Consider the following 21,376-nt stretch of genomic DNA (forward strand, 5'->3'; position numbering starts at 1 on the left):
CCTCTCTGGTGTAATATCGCTAACAATCCTCAGCTGTATGGTCAAAAAAGGAGCCAGAAAGGATGCTTTTTACCCTAAAAAAATATATTGGCGGCATGATGCTTCCCCTCCCTCTTCTTCTGCTGTGTATCGCGCTGGGCCTGGGGTTGCTGTGGTTCAGCCGTTTTCAAAAGACCGGTAAAATCCTCACCACGGCAGGCTGGCTGGTACTGCTGCTGCTGAGCCTGCAGCCGGTGGCCGACGGGTTGTTACGTCCGGTGGAAAATAAGTACCCCACCTGGCAGGGAAATCAGAAGGTTGCGTACATTGTGGTGCTGGGCGGCGGCTACACCTGGGATCCGGACTGGGCGCCCAGCTCCAATCTGATCGGCAACAGCCTGCCGCGACTGAATGAAGGGATGCGCCTGTGGCTGGCCAACCAGGGGTCGAAGATGATCTTCACCGGGGCGGCGGCGCAGAGCAATCCGGTGAGCACCGCAGAAGCCGGGGCGCGCGTGGCGCAGTCGCTGGGGGTGCCGCGCGAGGACATTATCACCCTCGACAGCCCGAAAGATACCGAAGAGGAAGCCGCAGCGGTGAAGCAGGCGATCGGCGATGCCCCGTTCCTGCTGGTGACCTCCGCCTCGCATCTGCCGCGGGCGATGATCTTCTTTGAACAGCAGGGTTTACATCCGCTGCCCGCCCCCGCCAATCAGCTGGCGATTAGCGCCCCACTCAACCCCTGGGAACGGATTATTCCGTCCCCGGTCTGGTTGATGCACAGCGATCGTGTGGGTTACGAGACGCTCGGGCGCGTCTGGCAGTGGCTGAAAGGCCCGTCAGGCGAGCCAGGGGAGCAGTGATTTCGAGGCCAGATCGAAGTTGGCGCGGTTAAAGCGTCCGGTATTCACCAGCTGCGCCACTTCGTCCCACAGTAAATACAGCCAGCGCCGCCAGAGGAATGACTCGGAGACCGGCGCGCGCTGCAGATAGTGCCAGAGGAGATCCTCTGCCTGCCCGCTCTCGCTCAGGCGAAACAGTTCATACTCCCGTGGGGCCCACAGCATCACTCCGGGCCCGACCATCGCCAGCAGCTGATCGCTGCGCGGATCCTTGAGCATACTGCGCAGGGTAAAGTTGCCGTGGATCAGTACGCTATTATCGTTGAAGCCGTCAAAAAGCGCGGGCAGGCATTCGCGGGTCCGAAACAGGATCCGTTTATCCTGCATGGTCAGGCCGGTGTTGCGGTACTGGTTCAGCGTTCCCCATAACACCTCGACCCGCTGGCGGTACCAGAGCGGCCAGAGGTTCTCCTGAGTGCTGTCCACCGCCCCTACCAACCCGCCACTGTCCATTCGGTGCCAGGCCAGCAGCGCCTCGACAATCTGATCTTTGAGCTGTTCCCAGCGTTCCGGCGTGCGGGCCGGGGCTTCAACCGGGACGCCGCGCAGGCGTTCCAGCAGCAGCACGTCAGGCCCCGGATGCTCTTCGTGGGTCATCACGCCATACACGGTCGGCATTCTCACCGTACCGCTGCGGGCCAGCATGGAGATTTTCCACGCCAGCTGTCGGGCAACATCCGGTGAAGTGAAGCTTCGCGCCAGTAACGGCATGGGGTTTCCCTGGCTGTCATATAACGACCACAGCGTGGTATCTGCCTTTTCATGCACGCATTCCACACGGCTCAGTTTTTCACCCAGCAGATGGCTGAGTTCGGCACGCAGCTGTTCCATTTTAGATTACCCCCATTAAGACTACTGCTTTTATAATGAGCGTCTGGCGGGCGGATGTCACTCTTGTGAGGCGATTCTGATGAAGAAATTCGGAAGAAAAGCATCCCCCCGGATGAGGGGATGGCGGGGACTAACGCATCTCAGCGCGAACGCGGGCAAGATCCTCTGGCGTATCAACGCCTGTGCCAGGCACTTCCTGCGCGACGGCAACATGGATCTTCTCGCCGTACCACAGCACGCGCAGCTGCTCGAGCATCTCGATGTTTTCCAGCGGGCTCGGCTGCCAGGTCACGTAACGGCGAATAAAGCCGGCGCGATAGCCATAAATACCCAGATGACGCAGGATACTGTTGCCAATCGCGTCGCGGGAGTCAGCAAAGCGATCGCGATCCCAGGGAATAGTCGCACGGGAGAAATAGAGCGCGTAACCTTCGGCGTCCAGCACCACTTTCACGGCGTTCGGGTTGAACGCCTCTTCGGCGCTGTGCACCGGCACGGCAAGGGTCGCCATGCCCACCTGACGCTGGGCCAGGTTTTCCGCCACCTGGCGAATAATGACCGCCGGGATCATCGGCTCATCGCCCTGCACGTTGACAATCACCGTGTCGTCGCTGAAACCGCATTTTTCCACCACTTCCGCCAGACGCTCGGTGCCGGACTGATGATCGGCACGGGTCATGCACACTTCGCCGCCCGCCGCTTCAACCGCACGCGCCACGTCTTCATGATCGGTAGCGACAATAATCCGCTCAGCGCCCGACTCGCGCGCACGCTCCAGCACGTGCACGATCATCGGCTTACCGTTGATGTCGACCAACGGTTTACCCGGCAGACGCGTGGAGGCGAAGCGCGCCGGAATGATGACAACAAAACTCATGGTTTGCTCTCTTCTGCCGCCAGCGAACGGGCTTCGGTTTCCAGCAGGACGGGAATGCCGTCGCGCAGTGGGAAGGCAAGGCTGTCCAGTTTGCAGATTAACTCCTGCTTATCCTGGCTGTAGTAGAGTTTGCCGTTGCACACCGGGCAGGCAATAATTTCCAGTAAACGGTGATCCATAGTTCCTCCGTATCAATGATCGGTAAAGCTTACCATATTCCTTTTTCAGACCGCGTCTATTTCCCAGCCACTTCGACAGGAGGCAAAAAGTCCGTCAGGAAGATGGCCCAGCGCGATCCGTGTTGCCCCCTGCCAGCTTGCAAAATCATTTATCGCGGCAGTGAGTCCCTTTTCCAGCGTGGCGCTGACCCGGACACCCTCTTCCAGAAAGAGGGAGATAATCTGCAGCTCCCCGGTTTTGCGGTGCATTTTGGCATCCATCCGCCCGACCAGTTGCCCTTTATGCAGCAGCGGCAGGACGAAATAGCCATACTGACGTTTCGGGGCCGGGGTATAGCACTCCAGCCGGTAGCTGAAGTTAAACAGCTGCTCCGCGCGCTTGCGATCCCAGACTACCGGATCAAACGGCGACAGAACGGCGCTGTGGGTGGCGGTGAGTTTTCCCTCTTCGGCGAGGGGAAGCAGCGGCAGCAGATCGGCATGCAGCCACATCTCTCCCAGGGTCTCCACCTCGACGCACACCACCTGCCGCTGCGCCTGCCAGCGCTCAAGCAGCGGGGCCAGCACCGGCTGGCGCAGGCGATAATAATCGGCTAACCACTGGGCGCGGAAAATACCTAAGCTGCGGGCGCTGTTTTCCAGCATCACGGCTTCGGCCGCCGCCTGAGTCAGCATATCCCGGCTGTCATCCCACTCCGGCATTACCCGGTGGGTGAGATCGTAAACGCGCTGGAAGTTACGCCTTTCCACCACCATCACCTTTCCGGCGGTAAACAGCCCCTCAAGATGGCGTTTATGCGGCTTCCACTCCCACCATCCGCTGGTCCCTTTGCGGGGATGTTCAAAATCGGCGGAACGTACCGGCCCCTTCTCGTGGATATGGGCGATCAGCTGCTCAATATCCTCCGCATGCTCCTGCATCCAGGCCTGACGGTATTTCCAGCCCATTTTGTCGGGGGAGAGCATCCGGTGGCGCACCAGGGCAAAATCGCTGCGCGGCAGGAAGCACGCCTCATGCGCCCAGTACTCCATCAGCTCGCCCTGACGCAGCGCGTTATCCAGCCACTCGGGCTGATAGTGGCCGAGACGGCTGAACAGCACCAGATAGGGGCTGCGGGCAACGATATTGATGGTGTCGATTTGAAGCAGCGACATGCGCTGGATGGTGGTAAGAATATCGGCGGGCTGCGCGCGACGACGGGGCTTTTTCAAAAGCCCCTGCGCGGCGAGATGAAGATGACGTGCGGCTGAAAGCGTGAGTTGCGGTAAAGCCATGCCATTTCCTGTCAGTTAGTGCGCGGACGAAACCCCGTTAACCTGGCCTGCGAGGGCGATAAGTTCCTGTAGCAGTCGTTCAGGCTGTTCGCCCTGCAGTTCAGCATCAACCGGTAAATACCACCAGTTATCCCGGGCAAACGCGCGGCATTTTACCGCATCTTTTTCGGTCATGATCAGCGTCTGGCCGGGTGCGGTAAAGCCTGCAACCTGCTCCAGACTCAATGCCTGATGGTCAGCCAGCGGCACCGTATTAAGGAGCCGGGCGCCGCAGGCTTCGAGAGTAGCGAAAAAGCGCGGGGGGTGGCCGATCCCGGCCATTGCCACCAGACCAGGGAGTTCAGCGACGTCGCGTCGCTCGCCGGTCAGCAGATTAACGGCCAGTCCTGGACGCAGCTGCATCGGGATCTCCCCCGCCTGCGCCGTACCGCCGTTGACGATGACCGCATCTACAGAACCTAAGCGAGACGCGCGCTCGCGCATCGGCCCGGCGGGTAACCACCAGCCGTTACCAAAGCGGCGCACGCCGTCAATCACTACAATCTCTTTGTCCCGGGCCAGGGCATAGTGCTGCAGCCCGTCGTCGGTAATAACAATCTGCACATCTGTCTGGGTCAGCAGAGCCTGCACCGCCTCGCTGCGCACCGGCGAGACTGCCACCGGCGCACCGGTGCGCTGAAAGATCAGCACCGGTTCATCCCCCGCTTGCGCAGTGGTGGTTTGCGCAGTCAACAGCAGCGGATAACGCTCCGCCTTACCGCCGTACCCCCGGGAGACCACCCCCACGCGGATACCGCATCGGGTCAGCTGTTCCACCAGCCAGATCACCACCGGCGTTTTGCCGTTGCCGCCCGCGGTGAGGTTACCCACCACCACTACCGGCACAGGAGCACGCCAGGCCCGTTTGAGCCCCACTTTGTAGCTGAGGCGGATCAGGCCGCTGACCAGGCCATACAGCCAGGAAAGCGGCAACAGCAGTAGCCAGAGCGGAGACTCACCGGACCAGATGCGGGCAATCATGCGCCAAACTGCATCTTATGAAGTTGGGCATACACGCCCTGATGGGCCAGCAGATCGGTATGGCTGCCACGCTCGACGATGTAGCCATCTTCCACCACCACGATTTCGTCGGCTTTTTCGATAGTCGACAGGCGGTGCGCGATCACCAGCGAGGTACGGTTCTTCTGCAGCTCATCCAGCGCAGACTGAATGGCTCGTTCGGACTCCGTATCCAGCGCTGAGGTTGCTTCATCAAGGATCAAGATTGGGCTGTCACGCAGCAGTGCACGCGCAATGGCGATACGCTGGCGCTGACCGCCGGAGAGCAGCACGCCGTTTTCACCGATAATGGTGTCCAGGCCGTTATCCATCTTGTTGATAAAGTCCATGGCGTAGGCCATACGCGCTGCGGCTTCGATCTGCTCACGGCTGTACTCTTCGTTACGGGCATAGGCGATGTTATTAGCCACCGTGTCGTTGAAAAGATGCACATTCTGTGAGACCAGCGCGACCTGATTACGCAGCGACCGCAGGGTGTACTCGCGCAAATCGTGGCCATCAATCAGGATCTCACCTTCATCAATATCGTAGAAACGGGTGATCAGGCTGGCGATGGTCGATTTACCCGAGCCGGAGCGGCCCACCAGCGCCACGGTCTTGCCTGCCGGGATCTTCAGGTTGATGTTACGCAGAGCAGGCGTATCGCGACCCGGATAGGTAAAGGTCACGTTGCGGAACTCCACGTCGCCGGTTGAGCGTTCGATCACGCGTTTACCTTCGTCTTTTTCCTGTTCGGAATCGAGAATGGCAAACAGCGTCTGACAGGCGGCCATCCCGCGCTGGAACTGGGCGTTAACGTTGGTTAACGATTTCAGCGGGCGCATCAGGGCAATCATCGACGAGAAGACCACGGTAATGGTACCGGCGGTTAAGGTTTCCATCACGCTCGGGAAGCTGGCGGCATAGAGCACAAACGCCAGCGCCAGGGAGGCGATAAGCTGAATGATCGGATCGGAGATGGAAGAGGCGGAAACCATCTTCATCCCCTGCAGACGCATCTTATTGCTGACCTTATCGAAGCGCTTGGTTTCCACTTCCTGGCCGCCAAAAATCAGCACCTCTTTGTGTCCTTTCAGCATCTGCTCTGCGCTGGTGGTCACCTGCCCCATCGTGTTCTGCATGTTTTTACTGATGCTGCGGAAACGTTTGGAGACGACGCGGATGGCGATCGAGACGATTGGCGCCAGCACGATCAGGATCAGCGACAGCTGCCAGCTGTACCAGAACATCAGAACAAACAGACCAATGATCGAGGCCCCTTCACGCACCACGGTGATCAGCGCGCTGGAGGAGGAAGACGCAACCTGCTCGGAGTCGTAGGTAATGCGCGACAGCAGCGTACCGGTCGACTGCTTGTCGAAGAACGCCACCGGCATGCCCATCATATGGCTGAACAGGCGACGGCGCATGGTCATGACCACTTTGCCCGATACCCAGGAGAGGCAGTAGCTGGAGATATAGCTGGTGATGCCGCGTAAAATCATCAGGCCGATAACCACCAGTGGCATCCAGAGCAACACTGAGCGATCCGTTTTACCAAAACCGTCGTCCAGTAACGGTTTGAGGAGCGATAACATGAAGGTATCGCTGGCTGCGTTGAGGATTAACGCTACGCCCGCCACGATAAGGCCCGTTCTGAAGGGTGCAATCACCGGCCAGAGTCGGCGGAAGGTCTGCCACGTGGAGAGATCTTTGTCGTTATGCATTCAAAAAACCAGCATTTGTTGAAATAGCCGCATATTCTACCCGTTATCTCCGGGCGCGCCAAACCACTGATGATACCAACGGGGTAAAATTTGATCCCGTAAGCGTTGGATTTGCCAGCCATGTTGCGAAAATGAAACAGTGATCTGTCCAGATCGGGGCGTTGTTAACCAGAGATACCCCTCCTTTCTGTAACGGCGAGCCACCTTGTCCGAGGGCAGTCGCCACGCGTTATAGCGGGATGCAGAGACCAGGGCGACACGCCCACCCACACGCTGCACCAGAGGGAGTGACGAAGAGGTATTACTGCCATGGTGCGGCACCTGGATAAGTGTAGACGCAAGATATTGCCAGTGACGGCTGAGCATCGCTTTTTCTCCCTGCGCCTCAATATCCCCGGTTAACAACAGGCTATGAGTACCGTCCTCAATTTTAACCACGCAGGAACCGTTGTTGCCGCGCTGCGGCGTGGTGGCGAGGGGCCAGTGCGCGCTGAAGGTCAGCCCCTGCCACTGCCAGCGTTCACCGCGAAAACAGGGATCATGGCCGCCCTGGCGCAGCGGGCTGCGTATCCACATGTTCGGCCACGCCTGGCGTAATGATGCCAGCCCGCCAATATGGTCCAGGTGTTCATGGCTGACGATCACCCCTTCCGGGCGTAAATGGTGCCAGCGTAGCCAGGGGATAATCAGCTGCTGCGCGCTGTCTCCGCCCGGCCACGCGGGTCCGGTGTCATATAAAATCGCTTTCCCCTGACGCTCGATAACCACTGCCAGCCCCTGCCCGACATCCAGCATATGCACCGCCCACCCTTCCGTTTTGTTCGCCCGCCATAACGGACTGGTCGCCAGTACCAGTGCCGACACACAGACCATCGGGTAGGTTCGTGTGCTCCGCATCCGCCAGGCGATAATCCCTCCCCAGGGCAGCAGGGTCAGCCACTGCCAGCGTTTATCGACCGGGATCCAGCCGTCAGGCAGCGTGTTCAGGAAGCCAAAAAGCAGGGACAGTGAGCCATCCGCCAGCGCCCAGACCAGATGTTCCGCGAGCGGCCATATTCCGAGATGGAGCCACATTGCCAGCAGAATGAGCGGCACTGAGATAAAAGTCACCAGCGGTACCGCCACCAGGTTGGCGACCAGCGATGACAGGCTAAACCCGTGAAAGACCATCACCTGCACCGGCAGTAACAGCAACAGCATGCCAAGCTGCAGGTGCAGCAGATTCACCACCGCCCTGACTGCCCATAGATCAGATAAACGGGGTTTAGGCACCCACTGATACCAGAAAATCAGCACAGCTACCGCAAAGGCCGACAGCAAAAGGCTATGCGATAACACCGCCAGGGGGTCGAGCAGCAGAATGGCGGCGATGCAGACCCGCCATACCTGCCAGGGAGACCAGAGACGTCCGCTTAGCTGCAGCGCCAGATAGGCTCCCAGCGAGACGACGGTGCGCAGCGCAGGGGGCTGCATCCCGGTGAGCCAGGCATAAAAGGCGGCAAAGCAGAAGCCCGCCAACAGCGGGGCGCGCCAACCCACCCAGCGGTTGGGCATGAAAAACTGCATGCCGCGCACCACCAGCCAGATAACCGACGCTGCCAGCGCAATGTGCAGTCCTGAGATCGCCATCAAATGCGATGTGCCCGTTTCCCGCATCAGATTTTTGATTTCTGGCGTCACCGCCAGACGCTCCCCCATGCCCAGCCCCAGCAGCACCGGGCCCCAGGAATAAGATGAGAGCCGGGTCGTGAGCGTTGCCAGATACCGGGCGCGGAGGCTGCAGCGGGCATCCACCACTTCTGCGTGGGTAAAACGCCCGGTCAGCGGCTGATGCTGCGCCAGAGCATAGCGCTGGGCATCAAATCCCCCTTCGTTAAGCTGCCCGTGAACGGGCCGTAACGATAAGGTCATCTTCCAGCGTTGTCCGGCACAGCCCGGCTGCGGTAGCGTATTGCCATACAGCGTAACGCCGACTGCGGACAGCATCGTCTTACCGTTAAGCCGGATAATGCGGGCCTGATACATCGTCTCACTCCCGTTCGCCAGGATCTCCACCTCAGCCTTCTGCGGCCTGGAAGTCAGATGCTGCATCGGCCAGACAGCACTCAGTGCAGCAAGCCCGCCCCAGGCAAAAAAGAGCAGCCAGAAGCCAATGCAGCGCGCAATCTGATGGCGGATTAAGGCCAGCAGGAGCCCGGCAACGATCGTGGCCTGCAGTACCGGGAGCGTAGGCAGCGCGGGCAACCAGAGCAGCGGTAAGATGGCCAGGATCAGACATGTCGCTAATGCAGACAAACACATTCACACCTCCCTGTATCAGGGCAGTGTGCGGCAGGTCACATGGCGTGTCAGGTAGGGAATAACGAGGTTGCAGCGCAGGCTGGCGAGAAATGTTCAGTTTGCAGCAAGCGGCCGCAAAACTTGCTGTGTCGATTCAGGCTTGTGAAAACACAAACAAAAAAAGCACCCGCAGGTGCTTTCTTGAGGTGACTCAGTTTCGCCCGCAGGCCAAACTCAGTCGCCGTAAATATTGGCGCGATCGCGCAGTTCTTTACCCGGCTTAAAGTGCGGAACGTATTTACCTTCCAGCTCTACTTTGTCGCCAGTCTTCGGGTTACGCCCGGTGCGTGGAGCACGATAGTGCAGAGAAAAACTACCGAAACCGCGGATTTCAATGCGCTCGCCCTGTGCAAGAGTGGTCGCCATATGCTCCAGCATCTCTTTTACGGCATCTTCCACTGCTTTAGCAGGTATGTGCGATTGCTGGCTGGCAAGTCTTTCAATCAATTCTGACTTGGTCATGATTCCTCCGGTTCCTTCAAACCCATTAGCTAAACAGCTTAAACAAGGGCGGCCGTAGCCGCCCTTTGTTATTGATTACAGGACGAATCCTGCAATCTGTCAAGTTACTCTACGAGTAACTTATTCGCCTTTAGCTGCTTTGAAAGCTTCAGCCATTGCGTTGTTAGAGAAGTTTGCATCTTCCTGTTTGTTAACAGTTGCGATTGCATCTTTCTCATCAGCTTCGTCTTTAGCACGAACAGACAGGCTGATTGCACGGTTTTTGCGGTCAACGCCGGTGAATTTAGCTTCAACGTCGTCGCCTACGCTCAGAACCAGAGTTGCATCTTCAACGCGGTCACGTGAAGCTTCAGAAGCGCGCAGGTAACCTTCAACGCCGTCAGCCAGTTCTACGGTTGCGCCTTTCGCGTCAACTGCAGTCACTTTACCGTTTACGATTGCGCCTTTCTTGTTCAGTGCAACCCAGTTGTTGAACGGATCTTCGGCGAGCTGTTTAACGCCGAGGGAGATACGCTCACGCTCTGCGTCAACCTGCAGAACAACTGCTGCGATTTCGTCGCCTTTTTTGTATTCACGTACTGCTTCTTCGCCTGCAACGTTCCAGGAGATGTCAGACAGGTGAACCAGGCCGTCGATGCCGCCGTCCAGGCCGATGAAGATACCGAAGTCAGTGATAGACTTGATTTTACCTTCAACACGGTCGCCCTTGTTGTGGGTTTCCGCGAACTGCTGCCATGGGTTGTTTTTGCACTGCTTCAGGCCCAGGGAGATACGACGACGTTCTTCGTCGATATCCAGAACCATAACTTCCACTACATCACCAACGTTAACAACTTTGGATGGGTGGATGTTTTTGTTGGTCCAGTCCATTTCGGAAACGTGAACCAGGCCTTCAACGCCTTCTTCGATTTCAACGAAGCAGCCGTAGTCGGTCAGGTTGGTAACGCGACCAGTCAGTTTAGTACCTTCTGGGTAACGTTTAGCGATAGCAACCCATGGATCTTCGCCCAGCTGTTTCAGGCCGAGGGATACACGAGTACGCTCGCGGTCGAACTTCAGCACTTTAACAGTGATTTCGTCGCCCACGTTCACGATTTCGCTTGGGTGCTTAACGCGTTTCCACGCCATGTCGGTGATGTGCAGCAGGCCATCAACGCCGCCCAGGTCAACGAATGCGCCGTAGTCAGTGAGGTTCTTAACGATACCTTTGACTTCCATGCCTTCCTGCAGGTTTTCCAGCAGCTGATCGCGTTCTGCACTGTTTTCGGATTCGATAACAGCACGACGGGAAACAACAACGTTGTTACGCTTCTGGTCAAGCTTGATTACTTTGAACTCAAGCTCTTTGCCTTCCAGGTGCAGGGTGTCACGAACTGGACGAACGTCTACCAGTGAACCTGGCAGGAACGCACGAATACCATTCAGCTCAACAGTGAAGCCGCCTTTAACTTTGCCGTTGATAACACCGACTACAGTTTCAGCTTCTTCGTAAGCTTTTTCCAGCGTGATCCAAGCTTCGTGACGTTTAGCTTTCTCACGGGACAGCAGGGTTTCACCGAAGCCGTCTTCTACTGCATCCAGAGCAACGTCAACTTCGTCACCAACCTGGATTTCCAGCTCGCCCTGGGCGTTTTTGAACTGCTCTGCCGGAATGGCGGACTCAGATTTCAGACCGGCGTCAACCAGTACTACGTCTTTGTCGATAGCAACAACAACACCACGAACGATGGAACCCGGACGGGTTTCGATTGTTTTTAAGGATTCTTCAAATAGTTGAGCAAAAGATTCAGTCATGTTTAATCTTCAGGTTAATATTAACGTCCACCTGGCTCCGTGCCGGATGGGGTTGTTTCACATACCCGCCGTCAATCCATTGCAGCGGGGGTACTGCTAAATCGGTCGCGATTACGCGATTGCCAGTTTTTGGCGCGCATATTGTAGCGCTTTTTCAATCACTTGCTCAATAGTTAAACTGGTAGAATCCAGAACTAATGCATCATCTGCAGGAACAAGCGGTGCAACGGCGCGATTGCGGTCGCGATCGTCGCGCTCTTTTATCTCAGACAAAAGCCGTTCAAAGTTAACACTAAAGCCCTTTTCCTGCAACTGCAGCATGCGGCGCTGCGCACGCTCTTCCGAGGAAGCGTCAAGGAAAATTTTGACCGGCGCATCAGGGAAAACCACGGTTCCCATGTCGCGTCCGTCAGCGATCAAGCCCGGCGCATCACGGAAGGCACGCTGGCGGCGTAAAAGCGCCTCGCGAACGCGCGGAAACGCGGCGACCTGAGAGGCTGCATTCGCCACGTCCTGAGTGCGGATCTCACCGCTGACGTCTTCCCCTTCCAGAATCACTTCCAGGTTGCCGTTGGTGGAGACAAAACGCACGTCAAGATGGGCAGCCAGCGGCACCAGCGCCTCTTCAGAGGCCACATCAACATGGTGATGTAGCGCAGCCAGCGCCAGCACACGATAGATTGCGCCCGAATCTAAAAGATGCCATTGCAATGCTTCCGCCATCGCTTTGCACAGGGTACCTTTACCTGCGCCACTCGGCCCGTCAATGGTGATAACCGGGGCAATTGCCGTCATCTTTTTCTCCTTAAATTAGGCATACCGTTGTGTAAACGCCGCGCATTATACGCGTCAACGTGCACAACTGTTACCTTTGCGTGCAAATTACGAAATGTTTGAAGCTGAGTGTAGAAGAAATGGGCGATGACAGCGTCATGAAGTGTAAGTAATTAAGCTGCCGCACCGGGCGGTGCGGCAGGAAAGGATCAGGCAAGCGTACTGATACGCGCCAACTGGTCGAAATAGTCCGGGAAGGTTTTCGCGGTGCATTTCGGATCCAGAATGGTGACCGGGGTATCCGACAGCGCCACCAGCGAGAAGCACATCGCCATCCGATGGTCGTTGTAGGTGCCAATTTCCGCAGCCAGCAGCTGTGCCGGTGGCGTGACGCGGATGTAATCTTCGCCCTCTTCCACTTCAGCGCCCACTTTACGCAGCTCAGTGGCCATCGCGAACAGGCGATCGGTCTCTTTCACACGCCAGTTGTAAATGTTTCGCATCGTGGTCGTGCCTTTAGCGAACAGGGCCGCCGTGGCAATGGTCATCGCCGCATCGGGAATATGGTTCATGTCCATATCGATGGCGTTCAGTTCGCCGCGGGTACAGGAGATGTAGTCATCGCCCCAGGTGACCACCGCGCCCATCTTCTCCAGCACATCGGCAAAACGAATGTCGCCCTGCACGCTGTTGCGGCCAATACCGGTCACTTTGACGGTGCCGCCTTTAATGGCGCCCGCTGCCAGGAAGTAAGAGGCCGATGAGGCATCGCCTTCCACCAGGTAGTGACCCGGCGTCTGGTACTGCTGCCCGCCGCGCACCACAAAACGCTGGTAGCTGTGGTTTTCAACCTCAACGCCAAAGGTCTTCATCAGGTGCAGCGTGATGTCGATATAGGGTTTGGAAACCAGCTCACCTTTGATGGTGATAGTGGTGTCCTGCGGCGCCAGCGGTGCGGTCATCAGCAGCGCGGTCAGGAACTGGCTGGAGACGCTGCCGTCCACCGCCACTTCGCCACCGGTAAAGCCACCGCGCAGACGCAGCGGCGGATAGTTTTCCTGCTCCAGATAGTCAATCTGCGCGCCGCCCTGACGCAGCGCATCAACCAGATGGCCAATCGGACGCTCTTTCATGCGCGGCTCGCCGGTCAGCACGATGTCGTTGCTGCCCAGGCACAGGGCCGCCGCCAGCGGACGCATTGCCGTACCGGCATTGCCGAGAAACAGTTCCAGCGCCTCAGCAGAGTGCAGCGCCCCGGCGTTGCCCGTCACTTCGCAGCGGGTGCGATCGGAGGACAGGGTATAGTGGACTCCCAACGCTTTCAGCGCATTGAGCATGTGGCGAACGTCATCGCTATCCAGCAGGTTAGTGAGAACAGTAGTGCCGTGTGCCAGCGCAGCCAGCAGCAAGGCGCGGTTCGATACACTTTTTGAACCAGGCAGATTAATGGTGCCATCTACCCGCGCGATAGGTTGTAACGTCAGGGATTCCATGAAACTTAACTCTCAATTCAACATAATAAAAACCCCGCAGCCAGGCCGCGGGGGAATAAACACGGGCGTGATTAACCGTGGCGACGTTCGAAGTCAGTCATGAAGTCGGTCAACGCCTTCACGCCTTCGAGCGGCATGGCGTTATAGATAGACGCACGCATCCCGCCGACTACACGATGGCCTTTCAGCGCATGCAGACCTGCGGCGAAGGACTCTTCCAGGAACAGCTTATCGAGATTGCTGTCCGCCAGCTGGAACGGCACGTTCATGCGAGAACGGTTCGCTTTGGCAACGTCATTACGATAGAAGTCGCTGCCGTCGATCACGCTGTACAGCAGCTCAGATTTCTGCTGGTTGATCTTATCCATCTGGGCCACACCGCCGTTGTTTCTCAGCCATTTAAAGACCAGGCCAGAGAGGTACCAGGCAAAGGTCGGCGGGGTGTTGAACATGGAGTCGTTATCGTTCAGCACGGTGTAATCCAGAATCGACGGACAGGATTTATGGGCTTTACCCAGCAGATCTTCGCGCACGATCACCAGCGTCAGACCGGCCGGGCCGATGTTTTTCTGCGCGCCGGCGTAGATCACGCCATAGCGGCTGACATCCAGCGGCGCAGAGAGAATGGTGGAGGAGAAGTCCGCCGTGACAACCACGTTCTCGCCAAAGTTTGGCTCTTCGTGGATGGCGATCCCGTCGATGGTCTCATTCGGGCAGTAGTGCAGGTAGGCCGCATCCCGGGAGAGCTGCCACTCGCTCATCGGCTTCACCGCGCGTAAACCGTCGACGGTAACTTTGGCATCAATCACGTTCGGAGAGCAGTATTTGTGCGCTTCTTTTACTGCGCTGGCTGCCCAGTAACCGGCATCAACGTAGTCCGCGGTGGTTTTGTCGCCCAGCAGGTTTAACGGAATGCCCGCAAACTGACCGCGCCCGCCGCCGTGGCAGAATAATACTTTGTAATTTGAGGGGATATTCAGCAGGAAACGAAAATCTGCTTCTGCCTCTTCTGCCACCTGAATAAACTCTTTACCACGGTGGCTAACTTCCATCACCGACGTGCCTAGACCATTCCAGTCACACAGCTCCTGTTGAGCCTGTTTGAGCACGTCCGCCGGTAACATTGCCGGACCTGAACTAAAATTAAAGACCTGAGCCATTTCCCCTCACCACGCTAAAAGCCATAAGTTATAACTGTGGATATCGGTTTTATCATTCAGTGACACGCGCCGCAATGTCTAAAGCTTATGACCCGCAAAATGTGCCCGCCGTCACACAATACATTCTGCCAGCGGGCCGTCACAAAACCGACAAAATCGCTGTCAGGTGAGGCGTTTTGCCCGGCTTACCTTCGTCCATTCCGGATGTTTACACCGCGAGCATAACCGCTCCTCCTGGGCATGCATCGTTTCAACCTTGCTGCAACGTACGCAGGCATACTCCCCATCGTCCGGCACCTTTATATACCGCTGGATACACTTATCGGGCAGGATGCACAGACCCGGTCTGACGTCGTCGTCAGGGTAGAAGTAGAGGCTGATCTGGCCATTGGTCTCAAGTATCGCCAGCCGCACCTGCCCCAGCTGTTCAACGCTGTTGAGCCTGAGCTCCATAAAAAACTCGAATTCGGTCATATTGGCGCTGTTTATCTTTTCCCAAGCCAACTGCCCCTCCTCTATCACCACAACCGGTTTACCTTCAAACAGATCTTCAAGCTTTTCGCTTTTTGACATCAGCCACATCACCAGCCGATAGAGCAGCCCAAGGGTAATAAAGGTGACCAGCACCGGCAGCATGGGGACGTCATCGTAAAAGGCGACGTCCCCGGCGGCGGAGCCCAGCGTCAGGATAATCAGGACCTCGAACAGCGACATTTGCCGCACGCCGCGTCGGCCGGTAATTTTGAGGAACACAAAAACCAGTACAAAGGTATACAGACTACGCAGCGCCACTTCCCATAAAAACTCCGGTGGAACCTTATCTAATGCCATTCTTTGCAGATCAAACGCTTTCATTTTTCTATGCCTTAACAGTCCCTTACTGCTAACAAGCATAGCCGAGTCATTTATTTTCGCCGAAACCGCCGGGGAGATAGCGCCTGTCATGCAAAACCCGTATCATTGCGCGCTTTCCGTACGATATAAGTGATCGCCATGACTCAAACGTTTATCCCCGGCAAAGACGCCGCCCTGGAAGATTCCATTGCTCGCTTCCAGCAAAAACTGACCGACCTGGGCTTTAACATCGAAGAGGCCTCCTGGCTCAATCCGGTTCCCCACGTCTGGTCCGTGCATATTCGCGATAAAGAGTGCGCGCTGTGCTTTACCAATGGTAAAGGCGCCACCAAAAAAGCGGCGCTGGCTTCTGCGCTGGGTGAGTATTTTGAGCGTCTGTCCACCAACTATTTCTTTGCGGATTTCTGGCTGGGCGACACCGTGGCAAATGGCCCGTTCGTTCACTACCCGAATGAAAAATGGTTCCCGCTGACCGAAGACGACGAGCTGCCGGAAGGGATCCTCGACGATCGCCTGCGCAAGTTCTACGATCTGGAAAACCAGCTGACCGCCAGCATGCTGATCGATCTGCAGTCAGGTAACGAGGATCGCGGTATCTGCGCCCTGCCGTTTACCCGTCAGTCTGACGAGCAAACCGTCTATATTCCGATGAACATTATCGGTAACCTGTATGTGTCCAACGGCATGTCCGCCGGTAACACCCGCAACGAAGCGCGTGTTCAGGGCCTGTCCGAGGTGTTTGAGCGTCACATCAAAAACCGCATTATCGCGGAATCCATCAGCCTGCCGGAGATCCCGGCTGACGTGCTGGCCCGCTATCCGGGCGTGGTGGAGTCTATTGCCAAACTGGAAGCAGAAGGTTTCCCAATCTTTGCTTACGACGGCTCTCTCGGCGGTAAATACCCGGTCATCTGCGTAGTGCTGTTCAACCCGGCGAACGGTACCTGCTTCGCCTCCTTTGGCGCGCACCCGGACTTCGGCGTGGCGCTGGAGCGTACCGTTACCGAACTGCTGCAGGGCCGTAGCCTGAAAGATCTCGACGTGTTTACGCCGCCAACCTTCGATGACGAAGAAGTGGCTGAGCACGCTAACCTGGAGACGCACTTCATCGACTCCAGCGGCTCTATCTCCTGGGATATGTTCAAGCAGGACGCAGATTATCCGTTCGTTGACTGGAGCTTCGCCGGTACTACCGAAGAAGAGTTCGCTACCCTGATGGCGATCTTCACTGCCGAAGACCAGGAAGTGTACATCGCGGATTACGAGCACCTGGGCGTGTACGCGTGTCGTATTCTGGTGCCGGGCATGTCCGATATCTATCCGGTGGAAGATCTGTGGCTGGCAAACAACAGCATGGGTGCGCATCTGCGCGAAACCCTGCTGGCCCTGCCGGAGAGCGCATGGGAGAAAGAGGACTACCTGAACCTCATCACCCAGCTGGACGACGAAGGCCACGACGACTTTACCCGCGTGCGCGAGCTGCTGGGCCTGGCAACGGGCAAAGACAACGGCTGGTACACCCTGCGCATCGGTGAGCTGAAAGCGATGCTGGCGCTGGCGGGCGGCGACCTGGAGCAGGCGCTGATCTGGACCGAGTGGACCATCGAGTTCAACGCCTCGATATTCAGCGCAGAGCGCGCGAACTACTACCGCTGCCTGCAGACGCTGCTGTTGCTGTCGCAGGAAGAGGATCGTGAGCCGCTGCAGTATCTTAACGCCTTTACCCGTATGTACGGCGCCGAAGCGGTTGAGAACGCCAGCGCAGCCCTGAGTGGCGAAGCGCCATTCCACGGCCTGCAGGCGGTGGATAGCGATCTGAAAGCCTTCCCTGCTCACCAGTCGCTGCTGAAGGCCTATGAGAAACTGCAGAAGGCCAAGAGTGCTTACTGGGCTAAATAACGCCATATAACATGACAAACAGTAGGCGTATACAATCACCTACGTTATATTACGGGGCAATTTTATTGCCCCGTTTTTTATTTGTGCGGCTATAAATTTAAATTGTAATAATTAAGTTAAATATTGGTAGCTATAATAATTGCGCTCTAGCGGTTATTGTTACTTTTTATATGAAATACTCCATTATAATTAACTGTCCGTGGGAGCGTCGGAAGAAAAAAATCAAATCATTTTGTAACTTTTAAAATTTATTTTTATACGGATAATCAAAAACTTACACCGCATCCGCTGGAAAACCACGCACTTTGCGGGCCTATAAGCCAGGCGAGATATGATCTACATCAATTTCTCTTCTATAATGCTTTGTTAGTATCTCGTCGCCGACTTAATAAAGAGAGAGTTAGTGTGAAAGCTGACAACCCTTTTGATCTTTTACTCCCAGCTGCGATGGCAAAAGTTGCCGAAGAAGCGGGTGTCTATAAAGCAACGAAACAACCGATGACGACGTTCTTCCTGGCCATCACTGCCGGGGTGTTCATCTCCATTGCCTTTGTTTTCTACATCACCGCCACCACCGGTACTGCCGGGATGCCTTTCGGTATCGCTAAGCTGATCGGCGGCATCTGTTTCTCACTGGGTCTGATCCTGTGCGTTATCTGCGGCGCTGACCTCTTTACCTCAACGGTGCTTATCGTCGTCGCGAAAGCCAGCGGTAAGATTACCTGGGGTCAACTGGCAAAAAACTGGCTCAACGTTTACGTTGGAAACCTGATTGGCTGCCTGCTGTTTGTCCTATTGATGTGGTTGTCGGGTGAATATATGACCGCCAACGGCGCGTGGGGGCTAAACGTCCTGCAAACCGCCGACCACAAAGTACACCACACATTTATTGAAGCCGTTGCGCTGGGTATTCTCGCCAACCTGATGGTCTGCCTGGCCGTCTGGATGAGCTACTCCGGCCGCAGCCTGATGGACAAAGCGATGATTATGGTTCTGCCTGTCGCCATGTTCGTTGCCAGCGGCTTTGAACACAGTATTGCAAACATGTTTATGATTCCTTTCGGTATCGTAATCCGTGACTTTGCCAGCCCGGAGTTCTGGACTGCTGTTGGTTCCAGCCCGGAAAATTTCTCTCACCTGACCGTTATGAACTTCATCACTGATAACCTGATCCCAGTCACAATCGGGAACATTATTGGCGGTGGTCTGCTGGTTGGGTTGACATACTGGGTCATTTACCTGCGTGGCGATAACCATCGTTAATGGTTTTCTCAGGCAGTAAATAAAAAATCCACTTAAGAAGGTAGGTGTTACATGTCCGAACTTAATGAAAAGTTAGCCACAGCATGGGAAGGTTTTGCCAAAGGTGATTGGCAGAATGAAGTCAACGTTCGTGACTTCATCCAGAAAAACTACACTCCATATGAAGGTGACGAATCCTTCCTGGCCGGTGCTACCGACGCAACCACTGCCCTGTGGGACAGCGTTATGGAAGGCGTTAAGCAGGAAAACCGCACTCACGCGCCTGTTGATTTCGACACCTCCATTGCGTCCACCATCACTTCTCACGACGCGGGTTATATCAATAAATCCCTCGAGAAGATCGTTGGTCTGCAAACTGAAGCACCACTGAAACGTGCGATTATCCCGTTCGGTGGTATCAAAATGGTTGAAGGTTCATGCAAAGCGTACGATCGCGAGCTGGACCCAATGCTGAAGAAAATCTTCACTGAATACCGCAAAACTCACAACCAGGGCGTGTTTGACGTTTACACCAAAGACATCCTGAACTGCCGTAAATCAGGCGTCCTGACCGGTCTGCCAGATGCGTATGGCCGTGGCCGTATCATCGGTGACTACCGTCGCGTTGCGCTGTACGGTATCGACTTCCTGATGAAAGACAAATACGCTCAGTTCCTGTCCCTGCAGTCTGACATGGAAAACGGCGTAAACCTGGAAGCAACTATCCGTCTGCGTGAAGAGATCTCCGAACAGCACCGTGCGCTGGGTCAGATCAAAGAGATGGCTGCCAAATACGGTTACGACATCTCCGGTCCTGCGACTAACGCTCAGGAAGCTATCCAGTGGACCTATTTCGGTTACCTGGCAGCGGTTAAATCTCAGAACGGCGCGGCAATGTCCTTCGGTCGTGTATCCACCTTCCTGGATGCATACATCGAACGTGACCTGAAAGCTGGCAAAATCACCGAGCTCGACGCACAGGAAATGATTGACCACCTGGTCATGAAACTGCGTATGGTTCGCTTCCTGCGTACCCCTGAGTATGATGAACTGTTCTCCGGTGACCCAATCTGGGCAACTGAATCTATCGCGGGTATGGGCGTAGATGGCCGTACCCTGGTGACCAAAAGCAGCTTCCGCTTCCTGAACACCCTGTACACCATGGGGCCGTCTCCGGAGCCGAACATCACTATTCTGTGGTCTGAAAAACTGCCACTGAACTTCAAGAAATTTGCCGCTAAAGTGTCCATCGACACCTCTTCTCTGCAGTACGAGAACGATGACCTGATGCGTCCTGACTTCAACAACGATGACTACGCGATCGCTTGCTGCGTAAGCCCAATGGTTGTTGGTAAGCAAATGCAGTTCTTCGGTGCTCGCGCTAACCTCGCGAAAACCATGCTGTATGCAATCAACGGCGGCGTTGATGAAAAACTGAAAATCCAGGTTGGTCCTAAGTCTGAACCAATCAAAGGCGATCTGCTGAACTTCGACGAAGTCATGGACCGCATGGATCACTTCATGGACTGGCTGGCTAAACAGTACGTTACCGCACTGAACGTCATCCACTACATGCATGATAAGTACAGCTACGAAGCCTCTCTGATGGCGCTGCACGACCGTGATGTTGTTCGCACCATGGCATGTGGTATCGCAGGTCTGTCCGTTGCGGCTGACTCCCTGTCTGCTATCAAATATGCGAAAGTTAAACCGATTCGTGACGAAGACGGCCTGGCTGTTGACTTCGAAATCGACGGCGAATATCCGCAGTTCGGTAACAACGACGCTCGCGTTGATGACATGGCGGTTGACCTGGTAGAACGTTTCATGAAGAAAATTCAGAAACTGACTACTTACCGTAACGCTATCCCGACTCAGTCTGTTCTGACCATCACCTCTAACGTGGTTTATGGTAAGAAAACCGGTAACACCCCAGACGGTCGTCGTGCTGGCGCGCCATTCGGACCAGGTGCTAACCCAATGCACGGCCGTGACCAGAAAGGTGCTGTTGCCTCTCTGACCTCCGTTGCTAAACTGCCGTTTGCTTACGCGAAAGATGGTATCTCTTACACCTTCTCTATCGTGCCAAATGCGCTGGGTAAAGACGACGAAGTGCGTAAAACCAACCTCGCGGGTCTGATGGACGGTTACTTCCATCACGAAGCGTCCATCGAAGGTGGTCAGCACCTGAACGTGAACGTGATGAACCGTGAAATGCTGCTGGATGCGATGGAACACCCTGAGAAATATCCTCAGCTGACCATCCGTGTTTCTGGCTACGCAGTACGTTTCAACTCGCTGACTAAAGAACAGCAGAAAGACGTGATTACCCGTACTTTCACTCAGTCCATGTAAGTGGATTTGACTGAAATCGCGCCGTAAAACGCGTACAATAAAGGCTCCACACAAGTGGGGCCTTTTTAACACCTCCCGCACCACAGTCTCTTTTGCCCGCTATCTATAATAAATGGATAACAGCCAAAACAGACTCGACACAGCCGCTTGAGTTGTGCACATACACAGGCCCTGGACGGGCCGAATCTGGAGAT

Annotated in this window: 17 protein-coding genes; 4 read left to right on the forward strand and 13 right to left on the reverse strand. The window is 55.8% G+C overall.

The features are described 5' to 3' along the window. Positions 1 to 62: 62 nt before the first annotated feature. A complete protein-coding gene (elyC, locus tag V7Q49_RS08425) occupies positions 63 to 842 on the forward strand; it encodes an envelope biogenesis factor ElyC (RefSeq protein ID WP_333850264.1) in 780 nt (259 codons plus the stop codon). On the opposite strand, the gene V7Q49_RS08430 is transcribed toward elyC, so the two are convergent. The 13 genes from V7Q49_RS08430 to V7Q49_RS08490 form a co-directional block, all read right to left on the reverse strand. Beyond that, positions 819 to 1,712, reverse strand: coding sequence for a YcbJ family phosphotransferase (locus V7Q49_RS08430; RefSeq protein ID WP_333850265.1), 894 nt, complete (start codon positions 1,710 to 1,712; stop codon positions 819 to 821). The two genes, elyC and V7Q49_RS08430, sit on opposite strands and share 24 nt — an antisense overlap. Positions 1,713 to 1,842: 130 nt before the next feature. Next, positions 1,843 to 2,589 (reverse strand): 3-deoxy-manno-octulosonate cytidylyltransferase, encoded by a 747-nt coding sequence (kdsB, locus tag V7Q49_RS08435; protein ID WP_333850266.1) that lies wholly within the window; start codon positions 2,587 to 2,589, stop codon positions 1,843 to 1,845. Continuing rightward, positions 2,586 to 2,768 (reverse strand): protein YcaR, encoded by a 183-nt coding sequence (gene ycaR / locus V7Q49_RS08440; RefSeq protein ID WP_039029479.1) that lies wholly within the window; start codon positions 2,766 to 2,768, stop codon positions 2,586 to 2,588. Before ycaR ends, kdsB begins: the two co-directional genes overlap by 4 nt. Positions 2,769 to 2,813: 45 nt before the next feature. Next, positions 2,814 to 4,043 carry a winged helix-turn-helix domain-containing protein gene (locus V7Q49_RS08445; protein ID WP_333850267.1) on the reverse strand — a complete coding sequence of 410 codons (1,230 nt, stop codon included), beginning with the start codon at positions 4,041 to 4,043 and terminating at the stop codon, positions 2,814 to 2,816. A 15-nt stretch (positions 4,044 to 4,058) separates the two neighbouring features. After that, positions 4,059 to 5,063: a tetraacyldisaccharide 4'-kinase gene (gene lpxK, locus V7Q49_RS08450; RefSeq protein WP_333850268.1), complete on the reverse strand. Its 1,005-nt coding sequence runs from the start codon at positions 5,061 to 5,063 to the stop codon at positions 4,059 to 4,061. Then, entirely contained in the window at positions 5,060 to 6,808 is a 1,749-nt protein-coding gene (msbA, locus tag V7Q49_RS08455) for a lipid A ABC transporter ATP-binding protein/permease MsbA (protein WP_333850269.1), read from the reverse strand. The genes lpxK and msbA overlap by 4 nt, the downstream gene beginning before the upstream one ends. Positions 6,809 to 6,844: 36 nt before the next feature. Continuing rightward, positions 6,845 to 9,109: a ComEC family protein gene (locus V7Q49_RS08460; RefSeq protein ID WP_333850270.1), complete on the reverse strand. Its 2,265-nt coding sequence runs from the start codon at positions 9,107 to 9,109 to the stop codon at positions 6,845 to 6,847. A gap of 213 nt (positions 9,110 to 9,322) precedes the next feature. Then, positions 9,323 to 9,610: an integration host factor subunit beta gene (gene ihfB, locus V7Q49_RS08465; RefSeq protein WP_032617358.1), complete on the reverse strand. Its 288-nt coding sequence runs from the start codon at positions 9,608 to 9,610 to the stop codon at positions 9,323 to 9,325. A gap of 120 nt (positions 9,611 to 9,730) precedes the next feature. Then, positions 9,731 to 11,404 carry a 30S ribosomal protein S1 gene (gene rpsA / locus V7Q49_RS08470; protein ID WP_010429251.1) on the reverse strand — a complete coding sequence of 558 codons (1,674 nt, stop codon included), beginning with the start codon at positions 11,402 to 11,404 and terminating at the stop codon, positions 9,731 to 9,733. Between the two features lie 111 nt (positions 11,405 to 11,515). Next, on the reverse strand, positions 11,516 to 12,199 hold the full coding sequence (gene cmk / locus V7Q49_RS08475; protein WP_032617356.1) for a (d)CMP kinase: 684 nt from the start codon (positions 12,197 to 12,199) through the stop codon (positions 11,516 to 11,518). 188 nt (positions 12,200 to 12,387) lie between these two features. Beyond that, the gene (aroA, locus tag V7Q49_RS08480; protein WP_333850271.1) at positions 12,388 to 13,671 is read right to left on the reverse strand and encodes a 3-phosphoshikimate 1-carboxyvinyltransferase; all 1,284 of its coding nucleotides are present in this window, start codon (positions 13,669 to 13,671) and stop codon (positions 12,388 to 12,390) included. A 71-nt stretch (positions 13,672 to 13,742) separates the two neighbouring features. Beyond that, entirely contained in the window at positions 13,743 to 14,831 is a 1,089-nt protein-coding gene (gene serC / locus V7Q49_RS08485; protein ID WP_333850272.1) for a 3-phosphoserine/phosphohydroxythreonine transaminase, read from the reverse strand. A 162-nt stretch (positions 14,832 to 14,993) separates the two neighbouring features. Next, the gene (locus tag V7Q49_RS08490; RefSeq protein ID WP_333850273.1) at positions 14,994 to 15,686 is read right to left on the reverse strand and encodes a DUF421 domain-containing protein; all 693 of its coding nucleotides are present in this window, start codon (positions 15,684 to 15,686) and stop codon (positions 14,994 to 14,996) included. 138 nt (positions 15,687 to 15,824) lie between these two features. On the opposite strand from V7Q49_RS08490, the gene ycaO reads away from it, so the two are divergent. The 3 genes from ycaO to pflB all read left to right on the forward strand — a co-directional run bounded on the left by ycaO (position 15,825) and on the right by pflB (position 21,182). Continuing rightward, positions 15,825 to 17,585, forward strand: coding sequence for a 30S ribosomal protein S12 methylthiotransferase accessory factor YcaO (ycaO, locus tag V7Q49_RS08495; protein ID WP_333850274.1), 1,761 nt, complete (start codon positions 15,825 to 15,827; stop codon positions 17,583 to 17,585). 405 nt (positions 17,586 to 17,990) lie between these two features. Then, on the forward strand, positions 17,991 to 18,848 hold the full coding sequence (gene focA, locus V7Q49_RS08500; protein ID WP_333850275.1) for a formate transporter FocA: 858 nt from the start codon (positions 17,991 to 17,993) through the stop codon (positions 18,846 to 18,848). A gap of 51 nt (positions 18,849 to 18,899) precedes the next feature. After that, on the forward strand, positions 18,900 to 21,182 hold the full coding sequence (gene pflB, locus V7Q49_RS08505) for a formate C-acetyltransferase (protein WP_166182021.1): 2,283 nt from the start codon (positions 18,900 to 18,902) through the stop codon (positions 21,180 to 21,182). Positions 21,183 to 21,376: the final 194 nt, after the last annotated feature.

Source organism: Leclercia sp. (genome assembly GCF_036780805.1).
GTDB lineage: Bacteria > Pseudomonadota > Gammaproteobacteria > Enterobacterales > Enterobacteriaceae > Enterobacter.